The sequence below is a fragment of the Chitinophaga alhagiae genome (genome assembly GCF_003568665.1).
GTDB classification, from domain to species: domain Bacteria; phylum Bacteroidota; class Bacteroidia; order Chitinophagales; family Chitinophagaceae; genus Chitinophaga; species Chitinophaga alhagiae.
In genome coordinates this window covers 1-16,181 of record NZ_QXMH01000004.1, presented here as the reverse complement: position 1 = coordinate 16,181, position 16,181 = coordinate 1, and the positions used below count along the sequence as shown (strand labels likewise).

13 protein-coding genes are annotated in these 16,181 nt (G+C 55.8%); 9 read left to right on the top strand and 4 right to left on the bottom strand.

Annotation, left to right across the window (positions count from 1 at the left end; all coding sequences use genetic code 11):
* Positions 1–105 precede the first annotated feature (105 nt).
* Positions 106–2,082 carry an ABC-F family ATP-binding cassette domain-containing protein gene (locus D3A97_RS19340; RefSeq protein WP_119080202.1) on the bottom strand — a complete coding sequence of 659 codons (1,977 nt, stop codon included), beginning with the start codon at positions 2,080–2,082 and terminating at the stop codon, positions 106–108.
* Between the two features lie 71 nt (positions 2,083–2,153).
* Here D3A97_RS19340 and D3A97_RS19335 point away from each other — a divergent pair, with 71 nt between their 5' ends.
* Entirely contained in the window at positions 2,154–2,744 is a 591-nt protein-coding gene (locus D3A97_RS19335; RefSeq protein WP_119080201.1) for a DUF3347 domain-containing protein, read from the top strand.
* 115 nt (positions 2,745–2,859) lie between these two features.
* Complete coding sequence (locus tag D3A97_RS19330; RefSeq protein WP_119080200.1) at positions 2,860–5,229, top strand: TonB-dependent receptor; 2,370 nt, start codon at positions 2,860–2,862, stop codon at positions 5,227–5,229.
* Here D3A97_RS19330 and D3A97_RS19325 read toward each other — a convergent pair.
* A complete protein-coding gene (locus D3A97_RS19325; protein WP_119080199.1) occupies positions 5,219–5,908 on the bottom strand; it encodes a uracil-DNA glycosylase family protein in 690 nt (229 codons plus the stop codon). The two genes, D3A97_RS19330 and D3A97_RS19325, sit on opposite strands and share 11 nt — an antisense overlap.
* Positions 5,909–6,285: 377 nt before the next feature.
* Here D3A97_RS19325 and thrS point away from each other — a divergent pair, with 377 nt between their 5' ends.
* Positions 6,286–8,229, top strand: coding sequence for a threonine--tRNA ligase (gene thrS / locus D3A97_RS19315; RefSeq protein ID WP_119080197.1), 1,944 nt, complete (start codon positions 6,286–6,288; stop codon positions 8,227–8,229).
* 105 nt (positions 8,230–8,334) lie between these two features.
* The gene (gene infC / locus D3A97_RS19310) at positions 8,335–9,093 is read left to right on the top strand and encodes a translation initiation factor IF-3 (protein WP_119080196.1); all 759 of its coding nucleotides are present in this window, start codon (positions 8,335–8,337) and stop codon (positions 9,091–9,093) included.
* Between the two features lie 123 nt (positions 9,094–9,216).
* Here the strand turns inward: infC and D3A97_RS19305 are convergent, their stop codons facing one another.
* Entirely contained in the window at positions 9,217–9,756 is a 540-nt protein-coding gene (locus D3A97_RS19305; RefSeq protein ID WP_119080195.1) for a HEAT-like fold family protein, read from the bottom strand.
* Positions 9,757–9,826: 70 nt separating this feature from the next.
* Here D3A97_RS19305 and D3A97_RS19300 point away from each other — a divergent pair, with 70 nt between their 5' ends.
* From D3A97_RS19300 to D3A97_RS19290, 3 genes are read left to right on the top strand one after another with little or no spacing between them, the layout of a single operon-like run.
* On the top strand, positions 9,827–10,807 hold the full coding sequence (locus tag D3A97_RS19300) for a cation diffusion facilitator family transporter (protein WP_119080194.1): 981 nt from the start codon (positions 9,827–9,829) through the stop codon (positions 10,805–10,807).
* An 18-nt stretch (positions 10,808–10,825) separates the two neighbouring features.
* Positions 10,826–11,512: a response regulator gene (locus D3A97_RS19295; RefSeq protein ID WP_119080193.1), complete on the top strand. Its 687-nt coding sequence runs from the start codon at positions 10,826–10,828 to the stop codon at positions 11,510–11,512.
* Complete coding sequence (locus D3A97_RS19290) at positions 11,509–12,876, top strand: HAMP domain-containing sensor histidine kinase (protein ID WP_119080192.1); 1,368 nt, start codon at positions 11,509–11,511, stop codon at positions 12,874–12,876. Before D3A97_RS19295 ends, D3A97_RS19290 begins: the two co-directional genes overlap by 4 nt.
* 139 nt (positions 12,877–13,015) lie before the next feature.
* Here the strand turns inward: D3A97_RS19290 and D3A97_RS19285 are convergent, their stop codons facing one another.
* On the bottom strand, positions 13,016–13,783 hold the full coding sequence (locus D3A97_RS19285) for a glycoside hydrolase family 16 protein (protein ID WP_119080191.1): 768 nt from the start codon (positions 13,781–13,783) through the stop codon (positions 13,016–13,018).
* 134 nt (positions 13,784–13,917) lie between these two features.
* Here D3A97_RS19285 and D3A97_RS19280 point away from each other — a divergent pair, with 134 nt between their 5' ends.
* Together D3A97_RS19280 and D3A97_RS19275 are read left to right on the top strand one after the other, a co-directional pair.
* On the top strand, positions 13,918–14,415 hold the full coding sequence (locus tag D3A97_RS19280) for a DinB family protein (RefSeq protein WP_198674084.1): 498 nt from the start codon (positions 13,918–13,920) through the stop codon (positions 14,413–14,415).
* A gap of 262 nt (positions 14,416–14,677) precedes the next feature.
* Positions 14,678–16,181 (top strand): DUF6443 domain-containing protein (locus D3A97_RS19275; RefSeq protein WP_232826021.1); only part of this gene is annotated, 1,504 nt, incomplete at its 3' end.

The following is a 16,181-nucleotide window of genomic DNA, read 5'->3' as shown; positions in this document are numbered from 1 at the left end:
GGGAAGCGGCCGTTTTTTTCTACGGGCCGGGAGGAGAAATGACTGGCAGGTTGCATCCAGGTTTTGGCAGGTGCCGGGGTAAAGTGCCGCTATGCCGCGGTTTTTTTACCCCTGCATCTTTTCCTCCAGTTCCATTACTTTTTCAAATACGGACTCGTACTCTTTGTTGGCTTTTTCCAGTTCCGCGGTAGCGGTTTTGTACGCGGTTTCGGCGGAGACGAATTTTTGTTTGTCGCTATAAACGTCCGGGTTGGCGAGGTCTGCTTCCAGTTGTTGCGTTTTGGCTTTGAGGGCGGCGATCTGTTGTTCCAGCCGCTGGAATTGCTTTTGCTGTTTTTGCAGTTCGCGCTGCAGGTCTTTGTCTATTGCTCCTTTGGGCGCGGCGGGCGTGGCGGGGGCTTTAGCGGGTTGCGGCGCGGCGTTGGCGGCGGGAGCGGGGGATGCTTTTTCTTTTTTGTCCGGCCTGGTGGGCTGGGCGGCGAGGGCCTGGCGTTTTTTCCATTCCTCCCATTCGGCATAGGTGCCTTTGAACTCCTTGATCTCCCCGTCTACGATCTCCCAGATCTTGTTGGCGGTTTTGCTGACAAAGTAACGGTCGTGTGAGACGAGCACCAGGCTGCCTTCGTATTTGCCCAGGGCGTCAATGAGCATTTCCACGGAGTTCATGTCCAGGTGGTTGGTAGGTTCGTCCAGCATCAGGAAGTTGGCCTGGCTGATGATCACCTTGGCCAGCGCCACGCGGGCTTTTTCGCCGCCGGACAGGATGCGGACCTTTTTAAACACATCGTCTCCCTGGAACAGGAAGCAACCCAGCAGCGAGCGCAGTTCCATTTCGGTTTTGCCGCTGCCGCAGCTTTTCAGCTCTTCCAGTATCTCATTGTCGAGGTGGAGGGATTCCAGCTGGTGCTGGGCGTAAAAGCTGGTCACCACGTTGTGGCCGGGGATGCGGCTGCCCTGGATGGGCTCCGTGCCGGCAATAACGCGCAGCAGGGTAGACTTGCCCTTGCCGTTGGCGCCGATGAGGCCTATTTTATCGCCGCGGTTGATCTCCGCCTTGGCATGTTTGAGAATGTGCAGGTTGCCGAAAGACTTGCTGACATCATCCAGTGTGCAGAGGATCTTGCCGGGTGTTTTGTCTACGGAAAAGTTCATCCTGATCTTTGACGGCCCGCCGTCTACCTGTTCCACGCGCTCCAGCTTGTCCAGCCGCTTGGCAATGCTCTGGGCCTGTGCGGCTTTGGAGGCTTTGGCCTTGAACCGCTCAATGAACCGTTCCTGCTGGCGGATGTAGTCTTGCTGGTTTTCGTAGGCGCGCTGCTGCAACTCCCGGCGAAGGGCTTTTTCCTCTTCGTAGTCGTTGTAGTTGCCGGCATAATGGTGCAACTGCTGCTGGTACACTTCCACGATCTTGTTCACCATCTTGTCCAGGAAAAAGCGGTCGTGAGACACAATGATCACCGCGCCGCTGTAACCGGAGAGGTATTTTTCCAGCCATTCAATGGACGGAAGGTCAAGGTGGTTGGTCGGTTCGTCCAGCATCAGCACGTCAGGCTGCTGCAGGATGAGTTTGGCCAGCAGCACGCGCATGCGCCAGCCGCCGGAAAATTCGTTGTAGGGGCGTTCCAGGTCTGCCGTGCTGAAGCCGAGGCCTTCCAGTACGGTAGCGGTTTTGTGGCGGATGTTATAACCGTCCAGCGTATCAAATTCATGCAATTTGTCCGCGTATTCATGCAGCAGGGCATCGTCTTGCGAGTGTTCCAGCCTGGCGGTCAGTTCTTCCAGTTCCTTCTCCACTTTCAGGGCCTGTTCAAAAGCCGTCATGCCCACGTTGAGAATGGGCTCGTCCGTTTCGAAGCTCAGGAGGTCCTGGTTGAAGAACCCGATGCTGAGGTTGCGTATCTTGTTGATGCTGCCTTTTGAGATGGTATATTCTCCGTTGATGATGCGGAGCAGGGTAGACTTGCCGGTACCGTTCAGGCCAATAAGCCCGATGCGGTCTCCGGGGATGATATGCAAGGAAGAATCTTCAATGATGGTTCTTGCGCCAAATTCAAATGTAATGTCCTGCAGGGCGATGAGCATACGTCAAATTGCTATTAAACCCGCAAAGATAGTATATTTTTTGGTGCTATATTTGTTGCAAAAGAACACGCATGGGAATACGCGGATTTTTAGGAATAATGGCCCTCACGGTGGTTTTTGCGGCCTGCAACCAGGCAGCCACCAGCAGCGGGGAGGAGAAAGCGCCGGAAGACCAGCCGTTAACGGCCATTGGCGGTGTTTTCCCGCAGGAGTTCTACGATTCCATGAACGTGACCATGACCGCGTATTACCAGCTTTCGGCGGCCCTGGTAAAAGCAGACACCCTGGGGGCGGACATGGCCGGCGCGGCGCTGCAATACCACCTGGACAGCCTGCCGGTAGCCCGCATGGGGCTGGATTCTTCCCGTACCAGCCTGCTGCAGGGGCAGGTAGGCGGCATTTCCGCCGAACTGGAAGGCATGCTGCTGGAAAAAACGGGGCTGGAAGGCCGCCGGCTTTCTTTCCAGATGGTATCTGACCAGCTGTACGATCTGCTGCAGGTAACAGGGCTCAAAAACACTACCGTTTTCAGGCAGTATTGCCCCATGGCCTTTAATGACAGGGGCGCGTACTGGCTGAGTGACAAGGCGGAGATACTGAACCCTTATTTTGGTGATGAAATGCTGCACTGCGGGTCTGTAACGGATACGCTCAAGTTCTAGCGGCACGGCCGGGATGGCGGCATTCCCGGGCAACCTTCAAGGTGGAGCGATCCGCGTTGCCGTCCTTCCTGTTTTTCCCCATACCCGGCGTCGATCATTCGCAAATCAGTTCGGGATGAAGGTCGGTTACCATATCTTTCTGTTATTGTCAGCCTGTTTTTTCTCACAGCCGCTTCTTGCGCAGCAGCGCTTTGCCGTTAGCGGTTATGTGCGTGACAGCACGTCCGGGGAATCGCTTATGGGCGCCAGCATCGGCATCAAGGGCACCAGCAGCGGCGTGCAGTCCAACACCTACGGTTTTTACGCCATTACGCTGGCCCCCGGAACATACACCCTCGTTTTTTCATTTATCGGCTACGAGGCGCAGGAAAAGACCATTGAAGTAGGCAAGGCCCCGCTGAGCCTCAGCGCCTCCCTGGTGCCCAGGTCTTTCCAGGCCCGCGAGATCGTGGTCACCGAAAAACGGAAAGACGAGAACGTGAAGAATACGGAAATGGGGAAAGTGGAACTGGCTGCTGAACAAATGAAGAAACTGCCGGCCCTGATGGGAGAGGTAGACCCCCTCAAGGCCATTCAGCTCATGCCGGGCGTACAGGCGGCGGGCGAGGGCAATGCGGGCTTTTACGTGCGGGGCGGCGCGCCTGACCAGAACCTCATACTGCTGGACGAAGCGCCGGTATACAACACCGGTCATCTTTTCGGTTTCTTTTCCATTTTCAACGCAGACGCCATCCGCGATATTACCCTCACCAAAGGCGGCATGCCGGCCAATTATGGCGGGCGGCTTTCCTCTGTGCTGGACGTGGTGATGAAAGACGGCAACAACCAGGTGTTCCAGGTGGAAGGAGGCATCGGCGCCATCGCTTCCCGCCTCAGCATACAAGGCCCCCTGGTGAAAGACAAGGCCAGCTTTATCATCTCCGGCAGAAGAACGTACGCAGACCTGCTGGCCAAACCCTTTGTGAAAAAAACAAGCGCCTTCTACGGCTCCGGCTATCACTTTCACGATATCAACGCCAAGGTGAACTACCGCTTTTCGGATAAAGACCGCCTGTTCCTGAGCGGTTACCTGGGCCGGGACGTGTTCCGCTACCGCAACAGCGGCAGGAGCTTTGAGACCCATATCCCCTGGGGCAACAATACCGCCACCCTGCGCTGGAACCACGTGTTCAGCAAAAAGCTCTTTGCCAACACCTCGTTGATCTACAACGACTACAAGTTCCAGTTCAGCGCCGTGCAGCAAACCTTCCGCATCCACCTCAACTCCGGTATCCGGGACTATAACGGCAAGCTGGACTTCGATTATTTTATCAATTTCAAACATCACCTGAAGTTTGGCGGCAACTACATCTATCACCGGTTCACCCCCTCGTCTGTCAGCGGCAGCCAGGATACCACTACCTTCCGGCCGGATAACGGTTTCCGCAAATACGCCCATGAGGCGGCATTGTACATACAAGACGACTGGGAGATCAGCCCGCAGCTGAAAGTCAACCTGGGCCTCCGCTACAGCGGCTTCCGGCAGATAGGCCCCTACACCCGTTACATCCGTGACGGGGACGGCAACAAAACAGACAGCGTTACGTATGGCCGTGGCCAGGAAGTACGCAGCTACGGAGGCTTTGAGCCGCGTATCATAGTCCGCTACGCCTGGAACAACGAGCACTCGGTCAAAGCCTCCGTTACCCGGAACAACCAGTTCATCCACCTGGTGACCAATGCGGGCAGTACCCTGCCTACAGACATCTGGGTGCCCAGCACGCTCAACGTAAAACCGCAATTCTCCTGGCAGTACGCGGTGGGTTATTACCGCAACTTTAAGGAGAATGCCTGGGAAGCCTCGGCAGAAGCCTATTACAAGGACCTGCAGAACCAGATCGAGTACCGTTCCGGCTACACCCCTTCACTGAATGACCCGGAAGAGGAATTTGTGTTCGGGAGGGGCTATGCTTACGGGCTGGAGCTGTTTCTCCGTAAAATAAAGGGGAAATTCACAGGCTGGGTGGGGTATACGCTGGCGTGGACGTGGCGGCAGTTCCCGGACCTGAACGGCGGTAAGCGCTTCCCGGCCAAATATGACCGGCGGCACGATCTGGCCGTGGTGGCCATGTACGACCTGAGCCCCCGCTGGAGCTTTTCCGGGGTGTTCATTTTCGGCTCTGGCAATACCACCACGCTGCCGGAGAAATTCTACTTTGTGGAGGGCGTGCTGATGCAGGAGTACGGTGAGCTGAACGGCTACCGCATGAAACCTTACCACCGGCTGGACCTTTCGGCCATCTATACGCCCCGCAAAAAGAAACCGGGCCAGAAGTTCACCGGCAGCTGGGCGTTTTCCATTTACAACACCTACAGCCGCCTGAACCCGTATTTTATCTACTTTGACCAGACCGGCGCGGTGCTGAACGGAGACCTGGAAATAAAGGCCAAACAGGTGTCTCTTTTCCCCATCATTCCTGCTGTTACCTGGAATTTTAAATTTTAAAGGCTTCCAGGTATTTGCTGATGTACGCCTCTTTCTGCTTGAGCCGGTATTGCATCACGAACCGAGGGTGTTCCAGCGGCTCAATACGCTCAAAGAAGCCGTACTGCTCATTCAGCTTGCTGATGAACGCGGCATTTTTGCCGGTGCCGAGCACGTAGGCCACGCGGGTATCCAGCCCGAGGGCCAACTGCTTGCGCAGGCAGTCCAGCATAAAGTCCATCACCGCGTCTGTCAGTGCCTTGCTGTCATAGTAATTGTAGTTGACCTCCTTGCCGCCGGGCTTGAGGGTGGTAAAACCGAGGGGAGACATGGCGCCAATGAAGAAATCCTTGTAAAAGGCCTTTGGCCCGCCATAGGCGGCAATTACATCGTATACGAACACGGAAGACGGCTCGTAGGTCCTGATGCCGGGGATCACAATGCCGCAAGGGTCGGCCAGGCGGATGGAATCTGTGAAGGGAATGCCCGTAACACCGGCGCCGAAACGGCCGGGATTGATGCCCAGTATGAGTTTCCGGGTGCGGGTATCGTTGTAGAACTTGCGGTAGAACGTGGTCATGATGTCTACCACGCCCGGCTGCTCCCGGAAGGGGTTCATGATCCGGATGCCGGGTGGCAGCGTGCCTTTGAAGGCAAGATGGGTGTTGAAGTGGATGATCTTGTCCGCCATTGTTTTCATGGCGCAAAAATAGGGGAATCTGCGTGGACGTGGCGGAAGGCTGTTATACAGGGCTGTACGCTTCCGCCGGCGGAATAGCCGTAGCGCGGGTTGGCCCAGTACATGGGGCTGTACGCTTCCGTTAATGGAATAGCCGTAGCGCGGGCCGGCCCAGCCGGGAGAAAAGAGCCTCCGCTGCCAGCCGCTGAAGGCAGGCGGGGCCGGTTTGTTTTCCGCCCTGACCGGCGGCGCGGGACGGGGTTTTGACGCGCCAGCATACGCGCTGCGTTTGCATTACAGTCGATTCATCGTAATTCGCAATAATTTGTATAAGGCTGGTGCTGCAATTCATAATTGATTTCGTAATTTCGCATGCATTTTATTTGAGAAAAGGATTTATGATCAACATTACATTCCCGGACGGCGCGGTAAGACAGTACGAACAAGGCGTATCAGCACTGGACATTGCGAAATCCATCAGCGAAGGACTGGCCCGCAAGGTTTTGGCGGCCAAAATTAACGGACAGGTGGTAGACGCTACACGCCCCATCACGAAAGACGGCACCCTGCAACTGCTCACCTGGACGGACGCTGACGGCAAGGCAACCATGTGGCACTCTTCCGCCCACCTCATGGCGGAGGCGCTGGAGAGCCTGTACCCGGGAGTGAAGTTCGGCTACGGCCCCCCGCTGGAAAACGGCGGCTTTTTCTATGACGTGGACCTGGACGGCCGCGCCATCTCGGACGAAGAGCTGCGGCAGCTGGAAGCCAAAATGAACGAACTGGCCAGGCAGAACAATGCCTACGTGCGCAAGGACGTGTCCAAAGCCGATGCCATCCAGTATTTTACGGAAAAGAACGACCCTTATAAGCTGGACCTCCTGCAGAAGCTGGAAGACGGCTCCATCACTTTTTACACCCAGGGCAACTTCACAGACCTGTGCCGTGGCCCGCACATCCCGAACACCAGCTTCATCAAGGCCGTGAAGCTCACCAATATTGCCGGCGCGTACTGGCTGGGGAACGAGAACAACAAAATGCTGACCCGCATCTACGGTATCACTTTCCCCTCCCAGAAGGAGCTGGACGAGTACCTGACCCTGCTGGAAGAAGCCAAGAAGCGCGATCACCGCAAGCTGGGCAAGGAACTGGAACTGTTCGCCTTCTCCGAAAAGGTAGGGCTGGGCCTGCCGCTGTGGCTGCCCAAAGGCGCCATGCTGCGGGAGCGCCTGCAGAACTTTTTGCAGAAAGCCCAGGTGGAAAGCGGCTACCTGCCGGTGGTTACGCCGCACATAGGCAACAAAAACCTGTACATCACCTCCGGGCACTACGAGAAATACGGGAAAGACAGCTTTCAGCCCATCCATACACCAGAAGAGGGAGAGGAGTTCCTGCTGAAACCCATGAACTGCCCCCACCACTGCGAGATATACAAGGCTTCTCCCAAGTCTTACAAAGACCTGCCGGTACGTTTTGCCGAGTTCGGCACCGTATACCGCTATGAGCAGCACGGCGAGCTGCACGGGCTGACCCGGGTGCGCGGCTTTACGCAAGACGACGCCCATCTGTTCTGCCGGCCGGACCAGGTGAAGGAGGAGTTCTGCAAGGTGATAGACCTGGTGCTGTACGTGTTCAACAGCCTTAACTTTACGGATTACACCGCCCAGATCTCCCTGCGTGACCAGGAAGACCGGAGCAAATACATCGGTTCAGACGAGAACTGGAACCTGGCGGAGCAGGCCATCATTGAATCTGCCGCCGAAAAAGGGCTGCGCACCGTGGTAGAATACGGCGAAGCCGCATTTTACGGCCCGAAACTTGATTTTATGGTAAAAGACGCCCTGGGCCGCAAGTGGCAGCTGGGTACCATCCAGGTGGACTACAACCTGCCGGAGCGTTTTGAACTGGAATATATCGGGGCGGACAACAAGCCGCACCGGCCGGTAATGATCCACCGGGCGCCCTTTGGCTCCCTGGAACGGTTCATAGCCGTACTGATAGAGCACTGCGCGGGCAAATTCCCCCTTTGGCTCACGCCTACGCAGGTGAAAATATTACCCATCAGTGACAAGTTCCTGCCATATTCAGAAAAAGTGGCAGAATTGCTAAAAAAAGCGGAAATTCGCGCTGAAATTGATGATAGAAACGAAAAGATCGGTAAAAAGATCCGGGAGGCAGAACTGGCAAAGATACCGTACATGCTGGTGGTAGGAGAAAAAGAGGCGGCAGAGGGCAAAGTGGCGGTACGCCGGCAGGCCAAAGGAGACCTCGGTACCATGGAAACGGCGGCGTTCATCAAAGTGGTGGAGGACGAAGTAGTGAACCGCAAACCTTTTGAATGATCAGCCTGTTTTCATCAAACAAATTTTAACCAGTAGTATGCTATTGTTGGTTTTGAAAAGTCCACCGGCAGTATCATCATTATTATCTAACAATTCAACATTTTAATGCAACAAGGACCAAGACCAAACTTTAACCGGGGTAGAAACCCAAATTTCAGAAGAGAACAACAACAGGAACATCGTACCAACAGGATGATCCGTGTTCCCGAAATCAGGTTGGTGGGCGATAATGTGGAGCCGGGCGTTTACAGAACGGACGAAGCATTGCGCATGGCGGAAGACCAAGGGCTTGACCTGGTAGAAATATCCCCCAATGCGGCCCCCCCTGTTTGCCGCATCATCGATTACAACAAGTTCCTTTACGAGAAGAAGAAGAAAGAGAAGGAAATGAAGGCCAACGCTCACAAGAGCGAGGTGAAGGAGATCCGCTTCACGCCTAACACCGATGATCACGATTTTGACTTCAAAGCCAAACATGCCGAAAAATTCCTGAAGGAAGGCAACAAGGTGAAAACATACGTGCAGTTCAAAGGCCGCGCCATCATGTTCAAGGAGCGCGGAGAGCTGATACTGCTGAAGTTTGCGGAACGCCTGGCAGAAGTAGGCGCCCTGGAAGGGATGCCGCTGATGGAAGGCAAACGCATGATCGCTATATTTGCGCCCAAATCCGCCAAAAAGAAACCGGGTGGGGAAAAAGCGCCCAAGGAGCCTCGTGAGCCCCGCGAAGGCGGTGACCAACCGGCCGCACCGGCACCGGCGCCTGCCAGAAGGCCCATCGAGATCAAGTATGCCAACAGGCCCCCGGCCCAGGCCCAGGCTCCGGCAGATAAACCGGCGGAAGACAAGCCGGCAGGCAACAGCTAGTTTTTAAGTGTTATAGAAATAGATTTTATACGGCCCGGAGGATGCTCCGGGCCTTTTTTTTATTGATGAGCGGCCTGTATGGCTGCTCTCCGGAGGTCTTGTTTGAACGCCGAGATATTATTGTCAAACATTCCGCTTCCGCCCCAGCTTTTCCAGTTGCGCCAGCGTTTTCTTGGCGCGGCTTTTAAACCCGGGCGAAGCCCCTTCCCGCAGCTGCTCTTCTATCAGCAAAATGATCTCGTGCCGGATGTCCGGGTACTGCTGCGCCAGGTTGGCCAGCACCGTCATCGAGAAAGCCCGTACGGCAATGGTTTCCGCGGGGTCTTCCAAAAAACGGAAACAATAATCCATCACCGGCCCCTGCAAGGCCTCCGGAACAGGCATGAACTGCAGCATCCTCACCACGTTTCGTTTAACCGCCACCGGTATGCCCGGGTCTCCCATGCGCGCCACCATCTGCGGCAGGTGAGGTTGCAGCAGGGCGGGGTGGCTGGCGGCCACATGGCTTAGTATCCAGGCGGCGCGCTGTACCACGCGGTATTCATCGTGCAGAAAAAGATCAGTGAGCGCGGCGGCGCGTTCGGGGCTGTTGCCCACCCATTGGGCAATGCGGAGCGTTTGGGCCCGGGAATGTTCTTTCAGGATTTCCTGGCGGAGGTGCATATGCAAAAATACAGGGAGACAAGTTAACAAATTTCCTTTTTCTTTGTCCTATCCAACAAAACCTGCCGTTTTGATCAGAAAAGAACTGCGCATCATCCTGCTTTCGCTGGGCGTTAGCCTGGTATTGACAGTAGCCAAATTCATGGCATACTTCCTTACCGGTTCCGTGGCCATCCTGTCTGACGCGCTGGAGTCTATCATCAACGTGGTGGCCGGCGGCTTTGCCTGTTACAGCATTTACCTGGCCGGCAAACCGAAAGACGAGAACCATCCTTACGGCCACGGCAAGGTGGAGTTTTTTTCCATCGGCTTTGAAGGCGCCATGATCTTCATTGCCGGCGTGCTCATCCTGTTCAAGGCCGTGCAGTTCTTTATCCTCAAACCCGAACTGCATAAAATTGACGCCGGCATCTGGGTGATCGGCGCCACGGCCTTTGTGAACCTCCTCCTGGGCCTTTTCCTGACGCGCTCCGGCAAACGCCTGCCGTCTATCACCCTTACCGGCAACGGGGAGCATATCCTCACAGACGTGTACAGCTCCGCCGCGCTCATCATCGCCCTTGTTATCCTTTACTTTACCGGCCAAACCTGGATAGACCCCGTAGCCTCCATGATCGTTGCCCTGCTGATACTCCGGAAAGGCTACCAGCTGATGCGGCAGTCCATTTCAGGGCTGATGGACGAAACGGATATGAAAGTGGTAGACCAGGTGATCGGCATCCTCAACCGGCACCGCCGCCCCGTATGGATAGATGTGCATAATATGCGCGTGCAGCAGTACGGCAACAACTATCACATAGACTGCCACGTTACGCTGCCGTATTACCTTTCCCTGGAAGAGGCGCACGATGCCGTGAAGGAAATGGAAGAACTGGTGAACCGGGAGCTGGGCGCGCACGAGGTGGAGTTCTTCATTCATATAGACCCCTGCATCCCCGCCAGCTGCCAGCACTGCCAGGTGGAGCATTGCCCGGTGCGCAGCCACCCCTTTACCAGCAAGATCACCTGGAGCAGGGAGAATGTGCTGCCCAACCGCAAGCATACGGAATGAATTTCCTAGATTAGCAATATGCAAAGGATACTGATCGTAGAAGACGAGGTAAAAGTAGCCAACGCCGTCAAAAAAGGCCTGGAAGAGAACGGCTTTGAAGTGGAAGTGGCGTATGATGGCCGCATGGGCAAGAGCCTGGCTGCCGGGCAGGACTTTGACCTGGTGATACTGGACCTCAACCTGCCGCATAACAACGGCTACGAGATCTGCGAAGTGATACGCCGCCGCAACAGCAAGGTACCCGTGATCATGCTCACGGCCCTGGGCGGTATGGATGACAAGATGCAGGCCTTTGAACTGGGCGCGGACGATTACCTGGTGAAACCTTTCGACTTCCGCGAGCTGCTGGCCCGTATCCGCGTGTTCCTCAAAAGGGCAGGGGCGGATATAGTGCCTGACCAGCGCTTCAAGCTGGTGATAGCCGATCTTGAAATAGACCGGGAACGCAAGGAAGTATGGCGGGGCGGGAAAAAAATACCGCTTACCGCCAAGGAGTTCCAGCTGCTGGAACTGCTGGCCCTGCACAAAGGCAAGGTCATTTCCAAAGTGACCATTGCGGAAAGGGTGTGGAACATAGATTTCGATACCGGCACCAACGTCATAGAAGTGTACATCAACTTTCTCCGGAAAAAGATAGACAAGGACTTTGACCGGAAACTGCTGCATACCAAAACGGGAATGGGATACTACCTGGCCGAAGAATGAAGATCAAATACAAAATAGCCCTTTATTATACGCTGTCCGCCGCCTTTCTGCTGATAGCCTTTGCCGTGCTGGCGTATTACTTCTCCGCCCAAAGCCGCCGCGCGGAATACCTTGACAGGCTCGAATACCGCGCCCGCTCCATTGGCGCCGTTATCATCGAGAACGACCAGGTGCAGATAGGGCTGCTGCGCAAGCTGGATAAAACCACCTTCCAGGACCTTTACCAGGAAAGCATACTGGTATACAGCACCGGCTACCAGTTGCTTTATACCAATATGCTGGACACGGCCGTGCGCACGCCGCGTTACCTGCTCAACTACATCCGGGAGCACGGGCAATACCATCATAACGACGCCAACGGCGAAACGGTGGGTGTTCATTACCAGGAAGACAACGTGTCTGTGATAGTGCTGGTATCGTCTTTCGACAAATACGGTTTCCAGAACCTGCAGAACCTGCGCCGCATTCTGTTGGTGGAATTGGCCGTGGCCGTCATATTGCTGGTAGGCATCGGCTACTTTTTTGCGCGCAAAATGGTGCAGCCTATAGACCGGCTGGTGGAGCAGGCAGACCAGATCAATGCCAACAACCTGCAAAACTCCCGGGTAGCCGTAAAGGGGAAAGATGAAATAGCCCAGCTGGGCGCCAACTTCAACACCATGCTGCAGCGGCTCAGCCATTCTTTTGACCTGCAGAAAAGTTTTGTCAGCAACGCCTCCCACGAGCTGCGCACCCCGCTGGCCTCCATTATCAGCCAGCTACAGGTAACGCTTGCCAAAAGCAGGAGCGGGGAAGAATACCAGGCCATCCTGCAATCCGTACTGGAAGACGCGGAAGGACTGTCCGAACTGACCAACGGCCTGCTGCAACTGGCACAGTCAGAGCTGAACCGGCAGGAGTTCGTGTTCACACCCGTGCGCATAGACGAACTGCTGTGGGAAACCGCCGAGCAAGTGCGCGAAAAACGTAAAGGCAGCGGCCGCATAGACATCCAGTTCCTCCGCGCGCCGGAGCAGGATACGCTGGTAACCTGCAACGGCAACGAAAGCCTGCTGAAAGTACTGTTCATCAACCTGGCGGATAATGCCTGCAAATTCTCACCAGATCATACCGCCCGCATCACCATAGATTTTGATGACCGCAGCATCCTGGTGCGCGTTATCAACAGCGGCGCGGGTATTCCGCCCTCGGAGGCAGACAAGGTGTTTGAGCCCTTCTACCGGGGCAGCAACGCGCAGCAAACACGCGGCCATGGCCTGGGTCTGTCTATCTGCAAAAAGATCGTGCAGCTGCACGCCGGGGAGCTGTACATTGAGCCTGCAACGGAAGGGACGGTGATGCTGGTGAGGCTGCCGCATGAGTGACGGTGTGCGCTGTGCTTCCGGCACCGCCGCGGTTAGCTTTTTGCTGCGTAACTGACCGCATGGGTGGCGGCCGGTTTTCGCTTTTTCTCCTTGCCGGCCGTTACTGCTTCGGTTTGAGCATTCGCCGGCCAGTATGTTGTTAGTTCCTGTACACTCTCACATAGTCTATCTCAAAAACCGCCGAATTGAACGCCGGGTCTATCTTGCCGCCAAAGTGGCCGCCCATGGCCAGGTTCAGCAGTACATAAAATTCCTGGTTGAAGGGTACGTTTGCCGAGTTGTTAAACGTGTAGAACAAATTGCCGTCAATGTAAAATTTGAGCGCGGCGGCCGTCCAGTCTACCGTGTAGATGTGGAACGCCGAGGAAGCATTGCTGATCATGGTGGTATTGGTGCTGCCATGCGCGCCGGAATGGCCGGGGTAGTGGAGGGTGCCGTGTATCTTGCCAGGCTCGTTGCCCTTGTGTTCCATGATGTCTATTTCACCGCAGGCCGGCCAGCCTACCTCCGAAATATTGTTACCCAGCATCCAGATAGCAGGCCAGGTGCCGCCGCCCGCAGGCAGCTTGGCGCGTACTTCTATTTTACCGTACCTGAAAGAGAATTTGCCTTTGGTGAGCAGGCGGGCAGACGTGTACCCGCTACCGTTATGCTGTTCTTTGCGGGCTTTTATTTTAAGCGTGCCGCCAGACACTTCCACATTCTCCGGCCTGTTGGTATAGTACTGCGCTTCAGCGTTGCCCCAGCCGTTGTTGCCGGTACCGGTGGCATAATCCCATTTCTGCGGGTCGGGGGCGCCGGTGGTGTTAAATTCGTCTGCCCAGATGAGGCTAGCGGTGGCGGATTTGGGAGTGCGGCAGCTTTGCGAGGCAAGCAGCGCGGCTGCGGCGAGGAAGAGGTATTTCATGATCTTGTAAAGATGGGGAATTATCCGGAAAACAGGTAGGGTTTACAATTGTCGCAAATGCCCCGCATCCTGCCGTATCCACACCCCATGCAACCTGATGCCTTTGGTTACATTTGTTATAAACAGAAATGACCATGGAAAAGAACAATTCAATTAGCAGCCTCATACGGCTGTACGACCTGCATACCAGTCTTTTTCCGAACGTAATAGACGGTATTTCAGATAAGGATGCCCACAACCGGCTGGGCACAAAAGCCAATCATGTGGCATGGCTGACCGGCAACCTGGTACAGTTGCGCTGCATGCTGGCAAAAGCCGCCGGCCTGGAGCTGGAACCGAAGTTCGAGACCTTTCTGCAGCACTTCAAAGGCATACAGGACGGCGTTACCTATCCGCCGCTGGCCGAATACCGGCAAGACTGGGACAAAATAACCCCCGTGCTCCGCAGCAAGCTGACGGCCTTAACGGAAGAACAGCTGAATGCGCCGCCGCCAGCGCCTATTCCGGAAATGCCGAGCGAGCCTTTTTCGGTGATCATCGGCTTTTTTATATACCTGGAATCTTACGGCATAGGGCAGATAGGCTTGTGGCGGAGGTTACTGGGGTATGAGGCCATGAAGTACCCGGAGTAGCGGATTGGAATACTGGGAATAAAGCGTTATACTTGTTTAATATTTGGAACGTTGTGATGCCTGAATTGTAACCCGGTTTGTTCCCAGTAATCCTAATACCTTGCTCCCTATGCAGAAGATCATTCCTGTACTCGCCCTTTTTTCAGGACTCATATCCGGAAGTTTACCATTGTACGCGCAGCAGCCAAACAATGCTGCATCGAATACGCCTCCCGCCGCTACTATAACCCCCGCAACAGCCCCAGCCGCTTATCCGTCCACAATGAAGGTGAACTACATCCGCACGTGGGAACCCTCCAAAGGGATCACCGACACGGCATTGGTGGTATCCAACGGGAACGTGCAGGACGTGCGGCAGACCACGCAGTACTTTGACGGGCTGGGGCGGCCGTTACAAACGGTGAGCAAACACATTCTGCCGGGCACGGGCAATGACCTGGTAGCGCCGGTGGTATATGACAACTTCGGGCGGGAACAGTATAAATATTTGCCTTACGGGGTGACTGGCACCGGGCAGCTGCGGCTCAGCCCCTTTACGGAGCAGGCCGGATTTTCGGGCACGCAATACCCCGGGGAGTCTGTTTATTACAGTGAGACGCAATTCGAACAGAGCCCTTTGAACCGCGTGGAGAAAACGCTGGCGCCCGGCAACAGCTGGGCTGGCAGCGGTAAAGGGGTCAGTCAGCAATACCTGGTGAACACGGCCGGAGACGGGGTGAAGATCTGGGACATCGGCGCCAATGCGGGAGACTATCCCGTTGCCCGGGATACCAATTACAGTGCCGGGCAGTTGTACAAGACCGTTACGCAGGATGAGATGGCCCAGGAGGTGGTGGAGTTCAAGGACAAGGAAGGGCGGGTGGTGCTGAAGAAAGTGCAGCTGACGGCTGCCGCGGGCAGCGAAGGGCATACCGGCTGGCTGTGTACCTATTATGTGTATGACGACCTGGGGAACCTGCGGTACGTGCTGCAGCCCAGGATGGTGGATATCCTGTCGGGCACCAGCTGGAGCCTGTCCAATACCGTTCACCGGCGGGAGCTGTGCTTCCGGTACGTGTATGACCACCGTCGGCGGATGGTGCTCAAACAGGTGCCCGGTGCCGAACCGGTGGAGATGGTCTATGATGTAAGAGACCGGCTGGTGTTCTCGCAAGACGGCAACCTTCGCACTGCGGGCAAGTGGCTGACCACGTTTTATGATGAGCTGAACCGGCCGGTAATGACGGCGCTGTACGAGACCAGCCAGACAGCGGCCGCCCTGGCTACCGCCCTGGGCACGGCCAGCGGCACCCAAACCATCGTCCACCAGATCAAAGTCCCCAGCAGCCTGGTGGTCAACAGCCACGACGGGCGGGACATTTACCAGGCCGGGCAGGAGATCGTTTTTAACCCTGGCTTTGACAGCCAGACCGATGAGCTGGAGACCTTGCTGGACCCCAACGGCACCCAAACCACGGAGACGATCTATGCCAGCAACCCCTTGCCGGCCCTTGACCAAAACAAGCTGGAACCACTGACCTACACGTATTATGACGACTATAGCTACGAAGGGGCCAAGCCCGGCCAGCCGGGGCTGCTGAGCGGCATCCCCTACAATACGGAGACTCAGCCGCATACGGACGTACTGGCCCTGAGCAGCCAGACCAAAGGGCTGGTCACGGGCACCAAGGTGCGGCTGCTGGAAGGCAACGGGGCCAATGACCGCTGGCTGGTGACCACTACCCGCTACGATGCCAAGGGCCGGGTGCTGCAGGTGCTGGCAGACA